The sequence below is a fragment of the Enterococcus sp. DIV2453a genome, assembly GCF_050533535.1.
Lineage (GTDB): Bacteria > Bacillota > Bacilli > Lactobacillales > Enterococcaceae > Enterococcus > Enterococcus faecalis.
In genome coordinates this window covers 1,541,953-1,558,105 of the sequence record NZ_CP172899.1, presented here as the reverse complement: position 1 = coordinate 1,558,105, position 16,153 = coordinate 1,541,953, and the positions used below count along the sequence as shown (strand labels likewise).

The 16,153-nt window shown below is 37.5% G+C and carries 17 protein-coding genes; 13 read left to right on the top strand and 4 right to left on the bottom strand.

Annotation, left to right across the window (positions count from 1 at the left end; all coding sequences use genetic code 11):
• Positions 1-109: 109 nt before the first annotated feature.
• From IGK03_RS07720 to IGK03_RS07710, 3 genes are all read right to left on the bottom strand, one after another.
• Positions 110-895, bottom strand: coding sequence for a 3-oxoacyl-ACP reductase (locus IGK03_RS07720; RefSeq protein WP_025188830.1), 786 nt, complete (start codon positions 893-895; stop codon positions 110-112).
• 62 nt (positions 896-957) lie between these two features.
• Entirely contained in the window at positions 958-1,191 is a 234-nt protein-coding gene (locus tag IGK03_RS07715) for a DUF2829 domain-containing protein (RefSeq protein ID WP_002357284.1), read from the bottom strand.
• Positions 1,181-1,915: a YigZ family protein gene (locus tag IGK03_RS07710; RefSeq protein WP_016616883.1), complete on the bottom strand. Its 735-nt coding sequence runs from the start codon at positions 1,913-1,915 to the stop codon at positions 1,181-1,183. Before IGK03_RS07710 ends, IGK03_RS07715 begins: the two co-directional genes overlap by 11 nt.
• Positions 1,916-1,984: 69 nt before the next feature.
• On the opposite strand from IGK03_RS07710, the gene IGK03_RS07705 reads away from it, so the two are divergent.
• Positions 1,985-2,272: a DUF7662 domain-containing protein gene (locus tag IGK03_RS07705; protein ID WP_002357286.1), complete on the top strand. Its 288-nt coding sequence runs from the start codon at positions 1,985-1,987 to the stop codon at positions 2,270-2,272.
• A 120-nt stretch (positions 2,273-2,392) separates the two neighbouring features.
• Positions 2,393-2,728 carry a PTS sugar transporter subunit IIB gene (locus tag IGK03_RS07700; RefSeq protein WP_002360150.1) on the top strand — a complete coding sequence of 112 codons (336 nt, stop codon included), beginning with the start codon at positions 2,393-2,395 and terminating at the stop codon, positions 2,726-2,728.
• 324 nt (positions 2,729-3,052) lie between these two features.
• Here the strand turns inward: IGK03_RS07700 and IGK03_RS07695 are convergent, their stop codons facing one another.
• Positions 3,053-3,769 carry an AAA family ATPase gene (locus IGK03_RS07695; protein ID WP_049096030.1) on the bottom strand — a complete coding sequence of 239 codons (717 nt, stop codon included), beginning with the start codon at positions 3,767-3,769 and terminating at the stop codon, positions 3,053-3,055.
• Positions 3,770-4,040: 271 nt separating this feature from the next.
• Between IGK03_RS07695 and IGK03_RS07690 the strand changes: the two genes are divergently transcribed.
• The 11 genes from IGK03_RS07690 (at position 4,041) to pstB (ending at position 16,146) form a co-directional block, all read left to right on the top strand.
• A complete protein-coding gene (locus IGK03_RS07690) occupies positions 4,041-5,357 on the top strand; it encodes a DEAD/DEAH box helicase (protein WP_049096032.1) in 1,317 nt (438 codons plus the stop codon).
• Positions 5,347-6,033, top strand: a complete 687-nt coding sequence (locus IGK03_RS07685) for a ComF family protein (RefSeq protein ID WP_033596563.1) — start codon at positions 5,347-5,349, stop codon at positions 6,031-6,033. Before IGK03_RS07690 ends, IGK03_RS07685 begins: the two co-directional genes overlap by 11 nt.
• Before the next feature lie 138 nt (positions 6,034-6,171).
• Complete coding sequence (gene hpf, locus IGK03_RS07680) at positions 6,172-6,723, top strand: ribosome hibernation-promoting factor, HPF/YfiA family (protein WP_002357293.1); 552 nt, start codon at positions 6,172-6,174, stop codon at positions 6,721-6,723.
• A 255-nt stretch (positions 6,724-6,978) separates the two neighbouring features.
• Positions 6,979-9,516, top strand: a complete 2,538-nt coding sequence (secA, locus tag IGK03_RS07675; RefSeq protein ID WP_002381826.1) for a preprotein translocase subunit SecA — start codon at positions 6,979-6,981, stop codon at positions 9,514-9,516.
• Between the two features lie 76 nt (positions 9,517-9,592).
• Positions 9,593-10,694, top strand: a protein-coding gene (prfB, locus tag IGK03_RS07670) for a peptide chain release factor 2 (RefSeq protein ID WP_100068981.1) whose coding sequence is annotated in 2 segments (ribosomal slippage) — positions 9,593-9,664 and positions 9,666-10,694 — 1,101 coding nt in all. Because the reading frame shifts where the segments join, the coding sequence is not laid out codon by codon here.
• Between the two features lie 105 nt (positions 10,695-10,799).
• Positions 10,800-11,486 (top strand): cell division ATP-binding protein FtsE, encoded by a 687-nt coding sequence (gene ftsE / locus IGK03_RS07665; RefSeq protein ID WP_002361935.1) that lies wholly within the window; start codon positions 10,800-10,802, stop codon positions 11,484-11,486.
• Positions 11,479-12,363, top strand: a complete 885-nt coding sequence (ftsX, locus tag IGK03_RS07660) for a permease-like cell division protein FtsX (RefSeq protein WP_002360154.1) — start codon at positions 11,479-11,481, stop codon at positions 12,361-12,363. Before ftsE ends, ftsX begins: the two co-directional genes overlap by 8 nt.
• A gap of 175 nt (positions 12,364-12,538) precedes the next feature.
• Positions 12,539-13,393: a phosphate ABC transporter substrate-binding protein PstS gene (locus IGK03_RS07655; RefSeq protein ID WP_002357298.1), complete on the top strand. Its 855-nt coding sequence runs from the start codon at positions 12,539-12,541 to the stop codon at positions 13,391-13,393.
• Positions 13,394-13,515: 122 nt separating this feature from the next.
• A complete protein-coding gene (pstC, locus tag IGK03_RS07650; RefSeq protein WP_002357299.1) occupies positions 13,516-14,436 on the top strand; it encodes a phosphate ABC transporter permease subunit PstC in 921 nt (306 codons plus the stop codon).
• A complete protein-coding gene (pstA, locus tag IGK03_RS07645; protein WP_002357300.1) occupies positions 14,436-15,320 on the top strand; it encodes a phosphate ABC transporter permease PstA in 885 nt (294 codons plus the stop codon). The genes pstC and pstA overlap by 1 nt, the downstream gene beginning before the upstream one ends.
• A gap of 16 nt (positions 15,321-15,336) precedes the next feature.
• Positions 15,337-16,146: a phosphate ABC transporter ATP-binding protein PstB gene (pstB, locus tag IGK03_RS07640; RefSeq protein ID WP_002357302.1), complete on the top strand. Its 810-nt coding sequence runs from the start codon at positions 15,337-15,339 to the stop codon at positions 16,144-16,146.
• Positions 16,147-16,153: the final 7 nt, after the last annotated feature.

Genomic DNA, 16,153 nt, shown 5'->3' with positions numbered 1-16,153 from the left:
GTGATAACCATAACCAAAGGAAGGGCAGTAAAGCCAACTGAAGTGTTATGGTGTGAGTTGCCTCACTGTGTTACATGTTACTGAAGAACAGACACTCTGTAAAGTCTTTTTATTTCATGGTCCAACCACCATCGATGGTCATAACTGTGCCATGGATATAATCAGAGTCATCACTAGCTAGAAATAATGAAAGTTTTGCTACTTCTTGTGGCTGCGCCCAACGGCCCGCGGGTGTTTCACGTGCTACCCAAGTAGCCATTTCGCCTTCTCCTGCAAAATCAGCTGCGTTCATGGGTGTTTGGATGGCACCTGGCGCAATCGCATTTGCTCGAATGCCTAATTTGGCATAATCGTAGGAAAGTTGTTTTGTATACCCGATGATTGCGTGTTTGGAGGCAGTGTACGCTGCGCCGCCGCCCCCAGCTACTAAGCCAGCGATAGATGCCATATTAACGATTACTCCTTTTTTTTGTTGGAGGAAATAAGGTAATAGAGCATTGGTCACTAAAAAGACACTTTTTAAATTGGTTGCTAAAATTTGATCCCATAAAGCTTCCGAAGTTTCTAGAGAAGGACGATAATCATCTAAAATACCTGCCGTATTTAATAAAATATCAATTTGGCCGTTGTTTTTCACAATTTGTTTCATCGTGGCTTGCACAAATGAGGGAGAAGACACATCACCGACAAAATAAGTAAATGGCTTAGTAGAATCTGGGTTAACCAGTGCGGCTGTCTGCTTTAACCCCGTTTCGTCTAGGTCGATGCCAATAACTTCAGCACCTTGCTCAGCAAAGGCAATTGCTTGTGCTTGGCCAATCCCTGAAGCTGCACCAGTTACAAGCACCCGTTTTGTTTCAAATTCTTTTGGCATAAGAAAAACTCCTTTAAACATTTAAAAATTAAGGTCTGGAAGAACGAGCAATCGCCGTAATCTGCCAGACCTTATGTGTGTAGTTATGCTTCAACAATCACCCAATCTTCTGCTAAGACATCACAAGGTGTTGGTGAAAACATGCTGTAGCCTTCATCAGAAGTTTTGATTAAAAAATACGGGGTAACTTGTAAAAATTCACCTTCGGAGGTGCCAATTTCATCACGTAATTCAATAAAAAGTTCGAAACCGCTCCAGCCTTTACGTACGGCTTTTTTTCCTGCTTTAATCTGTGGCAATACTTCTTCAAATGTCATTTGATTGTGCTCCTTTTTCGTTAAATGGTAGTTCGTGATAGCTCGTTGCGCCTTTTTCAATTGTCAACTGACCGTTAAGTAGATCCGTCATTTCAGCTATAAATGTTTCTGTTGCTTGTTCATCTACTAAACAAATTAACTGAATAGACTCTGTGTAAATAGTTTCTTTAAGCGTGTAGGGACTATGTTCCAAAAAGGCTTGGGCTTTTCCTAATAAAGGATAGGCGATCGTAATCAATAGTTCTTGTTGCAATTTGCCAATGACTAAACCAATTTCATCTAAAGTGTGGGAAAGAGCATGACTATATGCTCGGATTAAACCGCCAGCGCCTAATTTTATTCCGCCAAAATAACGAGTGACAACAGCCACTACGTTGATTAACTCTTTTTTCTTTAAGACTTCTAGCATTGGAACACCAGCAGTGCCACTAGGTTCGCCGTCATCGCTGCTCCGCTGAATGTCATTTTTTTCGCCGATCACAAAAGCACTACAATTATGATTGGCTTTCCAATGTTCTTTTTTTATTGCGGCGATAAAGGCTTTTGCTTCTTCTTCTGATGTTACGCGCTTTACAGAACAGATAAACCGCGATTTCTTGATTTCAATCTCGCTGAAACCATCTTGTTTGACTGTAATATAGCTTTCTAACATATGGGCATCCTTTTCTCTCGTAATAAAGTCAGTATAAAAAAGAATCAACTGAATAGCAACTTTTTCTCTCATCTTTTTTGTGAGATTTTTTGGAAAAAAACGTTATAATAAGGTATGATAGAGAAAAGGGAGGCGCTGGAAATGGTACATACACGACAGAAAAAATATGATACAATTACTCATTATTTGAAAACGAATGGCGGTTCCCAAGTTACCTTGACCTTTACCCAGTTTGATGAATTGTTATTCCCTCATTCTGGTTTACCAAAAACTGCTAAGACAGATGTCGATTGGTGGGCGAACGATTATAAGCATCCAGAAAAGGGCGCTTATGGTTGGTTGAATGCGAGTTACCAAGTAGTTCAAGTGAATTTGGAAAAAGAATATGTGGTATTTAATAAATTGCTGAAGTCAGCATGGTACGTTTAAACCAGGATTGTATCCGCTTTAAAAAACAAGAATGATTGACAAAAATTAACTTTACACTATAATATTTTTAATAGATAATGTTGAAAATTGAAAAAGGCAATGGTAAAAGGGGCTGTTAAAATGTCAAAAAAAACAATTATGTTAGTTTGCTCCGCTGGAATGAGTACTAGTTTACTTGTTACAAAAATGCAAAAAGCAGCATTTAATCAAGGCTTAGATGCCCATATATTTGCGGCTTCTGCATCGGAAGCAGAAACAAATTTAGAAAATAATCCAGTCGATGTGTTATTGTTAGGTCCACAAGTTCGTTATATGAAGAGTGATTTTGAAAAGCGTCTATCACCTAAAGGTATCCCAACAGATGTCATTAGCATGTCTGATTACGGCTTAATGAACGGGGAAAAAGTGTTGGAACAAGCCTTGGGTTTGTTAGCACAAGCAGATAAAAAAGAGTAAAAACAAGTTGTTTTTTCGAGAATTTTCGAAAAAGCAACTTGTCTTTTTTTATGACTTTAGTTAATTGGAATTGAGCTGAAACAGTCATTCTAGTTTATCAGTTCCATAAATTATAGAGCCGAAATTAGTCCTGTGAGCTAGAGAAAGACAACTGTCTTTAATTTTTTACTTTAATCTAGATACTAAAAAAACATACTTAACAATCTATTTTCTGAATAATGAACGCCTTTTTACGTAGTCTGAAAGTTGTAATTCAAAGAATGATTAACAATATTTTTATATACGAGTCATTATAGTATGGCATAAGCATTTCGAATAACAGACTTATTCAGCAAATAAATGAGAGAGAATTCTGTTTTTGTTGTTTAAAAATAATGAGGTTATTTCATAAGGCATACTTTCTTCATACGTGATTTCTAAAGGACTATCTTTATCAAAAGAAATAATTTGTGAGTCAGGCATTGCAAGTAATATAGGTGAATGAGAGACAATAATAAACTGAGACCCCTCATCAATTAGTTTTTTTATAGATATCATTAAGGTTAGTTGGCGTTGAGGTGAGAGAGCCGCTTCAGGTTCATCTAACAGGTACAGACCATTTCCTCTAAACCGATGGTTCACCAGATTCAAAAAACTTTCGCCGTGTGATTGATGATGTAGGGATTTATCGCCATATTCAGAAAAATCTAAGTCTATATTTTCTGCATATGTAGCAACATTGTAGAAACTTTCAGCTCTTAAAAAGAAGCCATCCGTAGCACGCTTTACACTTTTTGCAACAGTTAAATAATTATGTAAATCCAAGTGAGTATCGTTTGTAGAGAAATTAAAATTAATACTACCGCCTTCAGGATTAAATCCCCAATTGACTGCGATTGCTTCTAGTAAAGTGGATTTTCCAGTTCCATTTTCACCTGAAAAAAAAGTAATAGGTTTTTTAAAATTTAGTGAATTAAATTTATTCAGCCCTTCAATTTTTGAAAAAACAGAATCTTCTTCAAAAGCTTTGAATTCTAGTCTTTTTAAAAAAATATTTTCCATGATAAAGCTTGCTCCTTTCTAGTCTTTTCAAATTAAAGCTTGGATTACTAGATATACTTTAACATTAATTTTTCTTTAAAGGTAGATAAATTTGTTATAAAAAATCTGCATATAGATAAGTCGAAAGTGGAAGATTCGTGTAAACAATAAAGCGTATCAAGAGTTTGTTTAGTAGGTAGCGACTAGATAAGAATAGAAAGATAACGGTGGGAGATTTCCTTTTTCGTAAAAAAGCTAGAGAAATGCGTATTTTATAATTGAGGTGGTTAACATGGAAGATTTGCATGGACGTAAAATAATTATTGAAGAAACAGAACCTTCAATACAGACAAAACTGGTTTATTTACCAACAATGTTAGAGCGTTCCCCCCTAACAATTCAATGTCAGCGGTGCGGGGAAGTCGTATCCAAAAAAGAAAACAGATTGGCGATAAATGCATACTACTGTCATGCATGCATTCAATTAGGCCGTGTGACTTCTTGTCAAAAATTTTGTCATTTACCAGAAAGGCCCAATAGCCCAAGAACTGTCTTTTTTGAGTGGTCTGGACAATTAACAAAGGGACAGCAAGCGATCTCGGTTGAACTTTGTGAGACAGCAAAAATAAGAGAGAATCGCTTAGTGTGGGCAGTTACAGGTGCAGGCAAAACAGAAATGTTATTTGCTGTTTTACACCAAACCTTACAAGAAGGGGGGCGGATTGCGCTGGCTTCGCCGCGTGTCGATGTTTGCTTAGAACTGTTTCCCAGAATCCAAGCGGTTTTTCCTCATGAAGCAATTGCTTTACTCCACGGAAACAGTCAAGAAGCGTATCGTTATACGAAACTAGTGATTTGCACCACCCATCAATTATTGAAATTCCATCAAGCGTTTGATTTACTTATCGTTGATGAAGTCGACTCTTTTCCTTTTGTTAATAACGAACATCTTTATTATGGAGTGCGTAACGCACGAAAAAAAAGAAGTAGTTTGGTGTACTTAACAGCAACGCCTACGAAAGAATTGCGGAAGCTTTTACAGCAAAAGAAGTTAGCAGCCAGTATTTTGCCAGCAAGATATCATCGTAGGCCATTACCTGTGCCACGCCGATTTTGGGTTCAGTCGTGGCAACGTCTTTCTAGCAAAAATATTAAAATCATTGCACATCATTTGAAACGTTTATTGGTGCGTAATTCAGTTTTACTATTTTGCTCAAGTATTTCATTAATTCACCAATTGCATGCATTAATAGCTGAGCGATTTTCCGACAAAAAAGTTGTCGCCGTTTATGGTAGTGATGAGCTTCGTCTAGAAAAAGTTCAAGCAATGCGTCAGCAGAAAACGGATATTTTGATCACTACAACCATTTTAGAACGTGGTGTGACTTTTGATGCAGTCTCAGTTATTGTTTATGGTGCCAATCATCGAGTCTTCACTTCTTCAACACTTGTCCAAATTGCGGGTCGAGTCGATCGAAGACAAGAATTCAATTACGGCGAAGTTTTATTTTTACATGATGGGGAAACAAGAGACATGAAAGAGGCAATTCGGCAAATAAAGCAAATGAATCGCTTGGCTAACAAACGAGGGATGTTAGATGGATTGTAAAAATTGCGCAAGCCCCATTCGTTTGGAGATAACATTAAAAATGCTCTTACGTTTTAAAAAATGGGCGAGGCCTTCACTTTGCCAGCACTGCCAAGCAAAGTTCCAGAAACTGCCAATGACAGGCACTTGTTTTGGCTGTAGTCGCGTCAGCCAAGAGCGCTATTGTTTTGATTGTCAAAGGTGGCAGCTGCTTTATCCAGAGTATTCTTTTCATAATGCAGCGTTGTTTCATTATGATGAAGGAATGCAAGAGTGGATGGAACGCTATAAATTTCAAGGAGACTATCGCTTAAGAATGTGTTTTAACGAGGAAATCAACTTTTACTTTCAGCAACAATCTGCGGACTATATTATTCCGGTGCCCTTATCCGAAAAACGAATGCAAGAACGAGGCTTCAACCAAGTAATTGGCTTACTAGAAGCGGCTGATGTTCCGTACAGCCCTTTTTTAATTAGAAAAGAGGAAAATGTTCCGCAATCTAAGAAAACTAGAAAGGAAAGAATGCGGTTGCAACAACCATTTGCCATCCAAAAAGAAAACCAAAAAAAATTAAAAAAATGTTCTGTTATTTTGGTGGATGACATCTATACCACTGGACGAACTCTTTTTCACGCAGCGGCTGTTATCAATGACTGTTATCCTAAAAGTTTGAATACGTTTACTCTCGCGCGATAAAAAGAAAAGAATTCATAAATTTGATGACTATTTTGTTGGCAAAACCCAGATTATTCGATATAATGAAATTAAGAAGAAGGGAATTAAAGAGTGGTCCTTTAATCTTTTCTTTACTGGTAGATGAAAGGGGTAATTGTTATGTTTAGATATAATGTACGTGGAGAAAATATCGAGGTAACCGAAGCGATTCGAGACTATGTTGAGAAAAAAGTCGGTAAATTAGAAAGATATTTCAGCGATTCACCTGAAGCAACGGTTCACGTGAATTTGAAAGTGTACACTGAAAAAACAGCCAAAGTCGAGGTTACTATTCCTCTTCCTTATCTAGTTTTACGAGCTGAAGAAACGTCACCTGATTTATACGCAAGTATTGATTTGGTTGTCGATAAATTAGAACGACAAATTCGTAAATTTAAAACAAAAATCAACAGAAAATCTCGTGAAACAGGACGTAACAATACAAAAGCCGCTGTCTTCTTAGTTGGTGAAGAAACAGAAGAAACACCTTCAGAATTAGACATCGTTCGTACAAAACGTCTATCATTAAAACCGATGGACAGTGAAGAAGCTGTTTTACAAATGAACATGTTAGGACACAACTTCTTCATTTTTGAAGATGCTGAAACAAATGGAACAAGCATTGTTTACCGTCGTAAAGATGGCAAATATGGCTTGATTGAAACAGACTAAAGCTTAAAATAAGAGCTGAAATGCCTTCGTGCATTTCAGCTCTTTAAACATCTTTAAAGCACGGAGTAAAGAAAAAATAAAGAAATACATAAAATAACTTTAAAAGTTCCTCTTTTAAAGGAAAATGTCTGTAAAATAGAGAGAAATGGTTTTCTTTCTCGTCAAGTAATGATAAAATAAAACGGATAGATTGTGCTTCTTGTACAAAAAGGATACAAAAATAAAAAGAGGTAATTGAAAGGAACACAGATACCAATGGCAAATTTTTTGAAAAAAATGATTGAAAACGATAAAAAAGAATTAAGACGATTAGAAAAAATCGCCGATAAAATTGATGCACATGCAAGTGCAATGGAACAACTAAGCGATGAACAATTACGTGAAAAAACAGATGAATTTAAAGCCCGTTATCAAAAAGGGGAAACCTTAGACGAACTATTACCAGAAGCGTTTGCGGTTGTCCGTGAAGCTGCTAAACGTGTACTAGGTTTATTCCCATACCGTGTCCAATTAATGGGTGGGATTGTGCTTCATGACGGGAACATTCCTGAAATGAGAACAGGTGAAGGGAAAACCTTGACTGCCACAATGCCTGTATACTTGAATGCACTATCTGGCGAAGGAGTACACGTTGTTACAGTTAATGAATACTTAGCAACCCGTGACTCTAACGAAATGGGAGAATTATATAATTTCTTAGGCTTAAGCGTTGGCTTAAACATTAACTCTAAATCTTCTGATGAAAAACGTGAAGCGTATAACTGTGATATCACTTATAGTACAAATAACGAATTAGGATTTGACTATTTGCGTGATAACATGGTTGTTTATCGCAGCCAAATGGTTCAACGTCCATTAAACTATGCAATTGTCGATGAAGTGGATTCAATCTTAATTGATGAAGCAAGAACCCCATTAATTATTTCTGGACAAGCTGAAAAATCGACAGCACTCTATACGCGTGCCGATAATTTTGTCAAACGCTTAAAAGAAGACGAAGATTACAAAATTGATATTCAGTCTAAAACAATTGGTTTAACAGAAGCAGGGATTGAAAAAGCGGAACAAACTTTCGGATTGGATAACCTGTACGATATTGAAAATACAGCATTAACGCACCATTTAGATCAAGCGTTACGGGCAAACTATATCATGTTATTAGACATTGATTACGTGGTTCAAGACAATAAAGTCTTAATTGTTGACCAATTTACTGGTCGTATCATGGATGGTCGTCGTTATTCTGATGGCTTGCATCAAGCGATTGAAGCAAAAGAAGGCGTCGAAATTGAAGATGAAACAAAAACAATGGCGACGATTACGTTCCAAAACTACTTCCGGATGTACAAAAAACTAGCCGGGATGACTGGTACTGCTAAAACAGAAGAAGAAGAATTCCGTGAAATTTACAATATTCAAGTCATTCAAATTCCAACCAATCGTCCAATTATCCGTGACGATCGTCCAGATTTACTTTATCCAACCTTAGAAAGTAAATTTAATGCAGTGGTGGAAGATATTAAAGAACGTTACCACAAAGGACAACCAGTGTTGGTGGGGACTGTTGCGGTAGAAACGTCAGAATTACTTTCGGATAAATTAAACGCAGCTAAAATTCCTCATGAAGTATTAAATGCGAAAAATCACTTTAAAGAAGCCGAAATCATTATGAATGCCGGTCAAAAAGGCGCAGTTACAATTGCAACAAATATGGCTGGTCGTGGAACGGATATTAAACTTGGTTTAGGTGTACTTGAACTAGGTGGTCTAGCGGTTATCGGGACAGAACGTCATGAGTCACGTCGTATTGATAATCAGTTGCGTGGACGTGCAGGACGTCAAGGGGATCCAGGGGTTTCACAATTTTATTTATCTTTAGAAGATGACTTAATGAAACGCTTTGGTTCAGAACGAATTAAAACATTCTTAGAACGAATGAATGTGCAAGAAGAAGATGCAGTTATTCAAAGTAAAATGTTTACTCGCCAAGTAGAGTCTGCTCAAAAACGTGTGGAAGGAAATAACTATGACACACGTAAAAATGTCTTACAATACGATGACGTGATGCGCGAGCAACGTGAAGTTATTTATGCGCAACGACAAGAAGTAATTATGGAAGAAAATGACTTGTCTGATGTATTGATGGGCATGGTAAAACGGACGATTGGCCGAGTGGTGGATAGCCATACACAATTAGAAAAAGAAGAATGGAATTTAGATGGGATTGTCGATTTTGCAGCCTCAACACTTGTCCATGAAGATACGATTTCTAAAAAAGATTTAGAAAATAAATCAGCTGAAGAAATCAAAGACTACTTAGTGGCACGTGCGCAAGAAGTATTTGAAGAAAAATCTCAACAATTGAATGGTCAAGAACAACTGCTAGAATTTGAAAAAGTTGTCATCTTGCGTGTCGTCGATACTAAATGGACAGATCACATTGATGCAATGGATCAATTACGCCAATCTGTCGGCTTACGTGCGTACGGTCAAAACAACCCATTAGTAGAATATCAAACAGAAGGTTATTCTATGTATAACAATATGGTGGGTTCAATCGAATATGAAGTAACACGTTTATTCATGAAATCGGAAATTCGCCAAAATGTCCAACGTGAGCAAGTAGCTCAAGGACAAGCGGAACATCCAGAAACAGAACAAGATGCAGCTGCACAAAGCAACACAAGTGCGAAGCGTCAACCTGTGCGTGTAGATAAAAAAGTGGGCCGTAATGATTTATGCCCATGCGGAAGTGGCAAAAAATTCAAAAATTGTCATGGAAGAAACGCTTAATTAAAGAAAAAACGCAGGGTGGGGCAATTTGTCCCGCCTTTGCTCTTTTTACAATAAAGAGAAAGAAGGAATCATTTTGGAAAACCCAGAAATTCGTACATTATTAGACGAAATGACACAAAAAATTACTAGCTTCAGGAGGTCTCTTTGACTTAGACCAGTTAGAAGAAGACATTGCCGAGGCGGAAAATCGGATGGGAGAACCTGGTTTTTGGGACAACACAGAAACGGCTCAAAAGCTAATTAACGAAACCAATAGTTTGAAAGAAAAATATCAACAATTTCATCAGCTCTCTGAGGAACTTGACGAATTAACGGTGATGTTTGAATTACAACAAGAAGAATATGATACAGAGATTCAAGAAGAATTGGAAGAAAGAATTCATCTCTTGCAAGAACGTTTAACAACGTATGAGCTATCCTTACTACTAAATGAGCCATATGATCATAATAATGCCCTAATTGAATTACACCCTGGTGCCGGTGGTACTGAGTCACAAGACTGGGGAAGTATGCTTTTACGAATGTATACACGTTGGGCAGAAAGTCACGGTTTCCAAGTTGAAACGTTGGATTACCAAGCTGGAGATGAAGCAGGGATTAAAAGTGTCACCTTATTAATCAAAGGTTACAATGCTTATGGTTACCTAAAATCTGAAAAAGGTGTCCATCGTCTTGTGCGGATTTCGCCCTTTGATTCCGCTAAACGCCGTCATACTTCGTTTTGTTCAGTTGATGTAATGCCTGAATTAGACGATACAATAGAGATTGCAATCAATCCAGATGACTTAAAAATTGATACCTATCGAGCAAGTGGTGCCGGTGGTCAGCATATTAATAAAACAGAATCGGCTGTTCGAATCACACATATTCCAACAGGTACCGTTGTCGCAAGCCAAGCACAACGTTCTCAATTAAAAAACCGTGAGCAAGCAATGAGTATGTTAAAAGCCAAATTATATCAATTGGAAATGGAAAAGAAAGCCCAAGAAGCAGCAAGTTTACGTGGTGAACAAATGGAAATTGGCTGGGGCTCACAAATCCGTTCTTACGTGTTCCATCCGTATTCAATGGTCAAAGACCATCGGACAAATTACGAAACCGGCAATGTACAAGCTGTGATGGATGGGGACCTTGATGGTTTCATTGATGCCTACTTAAAACAGCGCTTAAGTTAAGCTCTTCATTAAATTGAAATAAAAATGTAACTTAATGCAAGAAGTTTGCAATATTCACATGTTATAATAAGTAGGATTGAAGAAAAAAGAGATGGAGAGAACGCCATGATTGAAATGAAAGATGTAATGAAGAAATATTCGAATGGTACAACAGCGATTCGGAATATTTCAGTAGAGATTGACCAAGGCGAGTTCGTCTATGTGGTTGGTCCCTCAGGTGCAGGGAAATCAACCTTTATTAGATTAATGTATCGTGAAGAAAAAGCAACAAAAGGTAATTTGACAGTTGCAGGTCATGATTTAATGAAAATAAAAAATAAAGAAGTTCCTTATTTACGTCGTGAAATCGGCATCGTTTTCCAAGACTATAAACTATTACCAAAGAAAACTGTGTATGAGAACGTGGCCTATGCGATGCAAGTTATCGGACGACGTCCTCGCGAAATCAAAAAACGCGTGATGGAAGTTTTAGATTTAGTCGGTCTAAAACATAAGGTACGTGTTTTTCCAAGCGAACTTTCTGGTGGGGAACAGCAACGGGTATCCATTGCACGAGCAATCGTAAATACACCGAAAGTTTTAATTGCCGATGAACCAACTGGGAACTTAGATCCAGAGAATTCATGGGAAATCATGAAATTGTTGGACCGGATTAACGCACAAGGAACAACAGTCGTGATGGCAACGCATAATAGTACAATTGTAAATACGATTCGTCACCGTGTTATTGCCATTGAAAATGGTCGCATTATCCGTGACCAAGTGGAAGGAGAATACGGCTACGATGATTAGAACATTCTTTTCTCATTTATTTGAAAGTATCAAAAGTTTAAAACGGAACGGTTGGATGACTGTTGCCTCAGCAAGTGCGGTTACAATTACATTAGTTTTAGTTGGTATTTTTATGGGCGTTATTTTTAATGCAACGAAACTTGCTGATGATGTCGAAAAAAACGTGACAGTGTCAGTTTTTGTCGATATTGGTACAAAACAAAATGAAATGAAAACATTAGAAAAACAACTTAAAGGATTAGACAATGTTGAAGATATTTCTTATTCAAACAAAGATCAACAATTGAAAAAAATCCAAGAACAAATGGGGGATGCCTGGAATCTTTTCGAAGGCGACAGTAACCCATTATACGATGTGTATTATGTCCGTGCAAAAACACCAGAAGACACGAAAGATATTGCGAAACAAGCAGCTAAATTCCCAAGTGTTTTTAAAGCCGATTACGGTGGTGTAAACTCAGACAAAATCTTTAAAATCGCTCAAACCGTTCGAACTTGGGGCTTAGCAGCTGCTGCATTACTTTTATTCGTTGCAGTGTTCTTAATTTCCAACACCATTCGGATTACGATTTTATCTCGTCAAAAAGAAATCCAAATTATGCGTCTTGTAGGAGCGAAAAACAGTTTCATTCGTTGGCCGTTCTTCTTAGAAGGTGCTTGGATTGGGTTGATTGGCGCAATCGTGCCAGTCATCATTATGACGTTAGGCTACCATCAAGTTTATAACATGTTTAACCCGCAGTTATTGCGTTCGAATTATTCATTAATTCGTCCAGAAGATTTTATCTGGAAAGTCAATCTATTAATGATTGCAACAGGAATGATTATTGGATCACTAGGTTCAGTTATTTCAATGCGTCGTTTCTTGAAAATTTAAACGAAAAAAAGCTCTCCATTTTGGAGAGTTTTTTTTGTTTTAGTTTTAAAATACTTGTTATTTAATTTAAGAGTTTTCTCAGTTGTACCAACAAATTGATAACTTATAATTTTCAAGTCCTACATATAATGGTAAAATAGAATAGATTGAAATTAATTGGAGGAATAATGAATCGATGAAAAAAAGATTGCTATTATTTATTGGTTTGGCAAGTATACTTACTTTAACAGGATGTGCAAAATGGATTGATCGTGGTGAATCCATCACAGCGGTAGGCTCATCAGCTTTACAACCATTAGTAGAGACAGCGAGTGAGGAATATCAAAGCCAAAATCCGGGAAGATTTATTAATGTCCAAGGTGGCGGAAGCGGAACAGGTCTGAGTCAAGTCCAATCTGGCGCGGTAGACATTGGTAATTCTGATTTATTTGCAGAAGAGAAAAAGGGCATCAAAGCGGAAGACTTAATTGATCATAAAGTTGCTGTCGTTGGGATTACACCAATCGTTAACAAAAATGTCGGTGTCAAAGATATCTCAATGGAAAATTTAAAGAAAATCTTTTTAGGTGAAGTAACAAACTGGAAAGAACTTGGCGGGAAAGACCAAAAAATTGTTATTTTGAACAGAGCGGCCGGTAGTGGTACGCGCGCTACTTTTGAAAAGTGGGTCTTGGGAGATAAAACAGCCATTCGTGCGCAAGAACAAGATTCCAGCGGCATGGTTCGTTCCATTGTTTCTGATACACCAGGAGCGATTAGTTATACCGCATTTTCATATGTTACTGATGAAGTAGCTACGTTAAGTATTGATGGTGTTCAGCCAACAGATGAAAATGTAATGAACAATAAATGGATTATTTGGTCTTATGAACACATGTACACTCGTAAAAATCCAAGTGATTTAACCAAAGAGTTTTTAGACTTTATGTTGTCAGATGATATCCAAGAACGTGTGATTGGTCAATTAGGGTATATTCCTGTTTCGAAAATGGAAATTGAACGGGATTGGCAAGGAAATGTCATTAAATAATTCTCTTAACACAAAATTTACAAACTTAACATAAAATTTACATGTTATTAAAAACAAATTGATGTAAAAAAGGTACACTATTTTTATCTGTAAAAGTTGGATTGTTTGAGGAGGAAATATTCTTGGAAGATGTACAGAAAAAATTATTAACAAAATCGAAAAGAGCCAAGATGGAGCAACGAGGGAAATTTATTAGTTTCCTATGTATTGCCTTAATTGTAGCAGTGGTTGTTTCAATTTTCTATTTTGTTGCAAGTAAAGGACTTGCTACATTCTTTAAAGATAAGATTAACGTGTTTGATTTCTTATTTGGAACAAACTGGAACCCAAGTGATATCGGCGCAGACGGTAAACCCATGGTTGGGGCTTTACCGATGATTGCGGGTTCCTTTATTGTAACGTTTTTGTCAGCGATTGTTGCGACGCCATTTGCGATTGGAGCGGCTGTTTTTATGACAGAAATTTCACCTAAAAAAGGAGCAAAATTTTTACAACCAGTTATTGAATTACTTGTAGGGATTCCCTCTGTTGTTTATGGATTTATTGGTTTATCTGTCATTGTTCCTTTTGTCCGTTCAATCTTTGGCGGAACTGGCTTCGGTATTTTAGCTGGTACGTTTGTGCTATTTGTCATGATTTTACCAACGGTTACTACAATGACCGTAGATGCATTAAAAGCCGTACCTCGACATTATCGTGAAGCGTCGTTGGCGCTTGGTGCTACGCGTTGGCAAACGATTTATAAAGTTGTCTTGCGGGCAGCTGTGCCTGGTATTTTAACTGCGGTTGTCTTTGGTATGGCTCGTGCGTTTGGTGAAGCCTTAGCAATCCAAATGGTAATCGGAAATGCAGCTGTGATGCCAACTAGTTTGACGACACCAGCTTCGACACTAACAAGTATTTTGACAATGGGGATTGGGAATACAATTATGGGAACAGTAGAAAACAACGTTCTTTGGTCTTTAGCCTTGATTCTATTGTTGATGTCTTTACTATTCAACATTGTTATCCGAATTATCGGTAAGAGAGGAGCCTTAAAATAATGAATGCAAAAAAAGCAGATAAAATCGCAACAGGTATCTTATATGCCGTATCTGGCGTCATTGTTTTAATTTTGGCGGCCTTACTGATTTACATTTTAGCTAGAGGAATTCCACATATTTCGTGGGAATTTTTAACACAACCATCCAGAGCCTATCAAGTTGGTGGTGGGATTGGTATTCAGCTTTTCAACTCACTATATTTACTATTGATTACAATGATTATTAGTATTCCAATTTCATTGGGTGCTGGAATTTACTTATCGGAATATGCGAAAAAGAATTGGTTAACTGATTTAATTCGTACCTCGATTGAAATTTTAAGTTCATTGCCTTCCGTTGTTGTCGGGCTGTTCGGCTTCTTGATTTTCGTTGTACAAATCGGATATGGCTTTTCAATCTTATCAGGTGCGTTAGCATTAACATTTTTTAACTTACCATTATTGACTAGAAATGTTGAGGAATCTTTGAAAGCCATTCATTATACACAGCGTGAAGCGGGGTTAGCCTTAGGTCTTTCACGTTGGGAAACAGTTAAAAAAGTTATTTTGCCAGAAGCGTTACCAGGAATTTTGACAGGTGTTATTTTGAGTTCTGGTCGGATTTTCGGTGAAGCCGCTGCGCTAATTTATACAGCAGGACAAAGCGCACCTGCCTTAGATTTCAGTAATTGGAATCCATTGAGCGTTTCAAGTCCAATTAGTATTTTCCGTCAAGCGGAAACGTTGGCTGTGCATATTTGGAAAATTAATACCGAAGGAACGATGCCAGATGGCGCTGCGGTCTCAGCAGGTGCCTCCGCTGTGTTAATTTTAGTAGTTTTACTTTTCAATTTCGGCGCTCGCTTTATCGGCAACCGTCTTTATAAGAGAATGACATCAGCTTAATGTTAGGGGAATTAGCATGAAAGAATACAATTTAAATGATACCCATTTACTTCAACTAGATAGCCAAAAAGACCCGATTGCGTTACACACGGAAGACTTACATGTCTTTTACGGGGACAATGAGGCTATCAAAGGTGTTGATTTGCAATTTGAAAAGAACAAAATAACCGCCTTAATTGGACCTTCTGGTTGCGGTAAATCCACGTATTTACGTTCGCTAAATCGTATGAACGATGGCATTGCCAATTCACGTGTTACTGGAAAAATCATGTATAAAGATGTCGATGTCAATACGAAAGAAGTTGACGTCTACGAAATGAGAAAACGCATTGGCATGGTTTTTCAGCGGCCCAATCCATTTAGTAAATCTATCTATGAAAATATCACATTCGCATTGAAACAGCATGGTGAAAAGGATAAGAAAAAATTAGATGAAATCGTTGAAACAAGTTTGAAGCAAGCCGCACTTTGGGATCAAGTGAAAGATAACTTAAACAAAAGCGCCTTAGCTCTGTCTGGTGGGCAACAACAACGTTTGTGTATCGCTCGGGCAATTGCGATGAAACCAGATATTTTATTGTTAGATGAACCGGCAAGCGCGTTAGATCCGATTTCAACAGGAACGGTTGAAGAAACGTTAGTGAATTTAAAAGATGATTACACGATCATCATTGTGACACATAACATGCAACAAGCGGCGCGGATTAGTGACTATACAGCTTTCTTCTATATGGGTAAAGTCATTGAATACGACCATACAAGAAAAATCTTTACACGACCAAAAATTCAAGCAACGGAAGACTACGTTTCAGGACATTTTGGTTAGGAGGAGC

Excerpts from the sequence above, each read along its gene's own strand:
- IGK03_RS07720 (WP_025188830.1), bottom strand. The coding sequence starts at position 895 with ATGTTTAAAGGAGTTTTTCTTATGCCAAAAGAATTTGAAACAAAACGG.
- IGK03_RS07715 (WP_002357284.1), bottom strand. The coding sequence starts at position 1,191 with ATGACATTTGAAGAAGTATTGCCACAGATTAAAGCAGGAAAAAAAGCC.
- IGK03_RS07710 (WP_016616883.1), bottom strand. The coding sequence starts at position 1,915 with ATGAGAGAAAAAGTTGCTATTCAGTTGATTCTTTTTTATACTGACTTT.
- IGK03_RS07705 (WP_002357286.1), top strand. The coding sequence starts at position 1,985 with ATGGTACATACACGACAGAAAAAATATGATACAATTACTCATTATTTG.
- IGK03_RS07700 (WP_002360150.1), top strand. The coding sequence starts at position 2,393 with ATGTCAAAAAAAACAATTATGTTAGTTTGCTCCGCTGGAATGAGTACT.
- IGK03_RS07695 (WP_049096030.1), bottom strand. The coding sequence starts at position 3,769 with ATGGAAAATATTTTTTTAAAAAGACTAGAATTCAAAGCTTTTGAAGAA.
- IGK03_RS07690 (WP_049096032.1), top strand. The coding sequence starts at position 4,041 with ATGGAAGATTTGCATGGACGTAAAATAATTATTGAAGAAACAGAACCT.
- IGK03_RS07685 (WP_033596563.1), top strand. The coding sequence starts at position 5,347 with ATGGATTGTAAAAATTGCGCAAGCCCCATTCGTTTGGAGATAACATTA.
- hpf (WP_002357293.1), top strand. The coding sequence starts at position 6,172 with ATGTTTAGATATAATGTACGTGGAGAAAATATCGAGGTAACCGAAGCG.
- secA (WP_002381826.1), top strand. The coding sequence starts at position 6,979 with ATGGCAAATTTTTTGAAAAAAATGATTGAAAACGATAAAAAAGAATTA.
- ftsE (WP_002361935.1), top strand. The coding sequence starts at position 10,800 with ATGATTGAAATGAAAGATGTAATGAAGAAATATTCGAATGGTACAACA.
- ftsX (WP_002360154.1), top strand. The coding sequence starts at position 11,479 with ATGATTAGAACATTCTTTTCTCATTTATTTGAAAGTATCAAAAGTTTA.
- IGK03_RS07655 (WP_002357298.1), top strand. The coding sequence starts at position 12,539 with ATGAAAAAAAGATTGCTATTATTTATTGGTTTGGCAAGTATACTTACT.
- pstA (WP_002357300.1), top strand. The coding sequence starts at position 14,436 with ATGAATGCAAAAAAAGCAGATAAAATCGCAACAGGTATCTTATATGCC.
- pstB (WP_002357302.1), top strand. The coding sequence starts at position 15,337 with ATGAAAGAATACAATTTAAATGATACCCATTTACTTCAACTAGATAGC.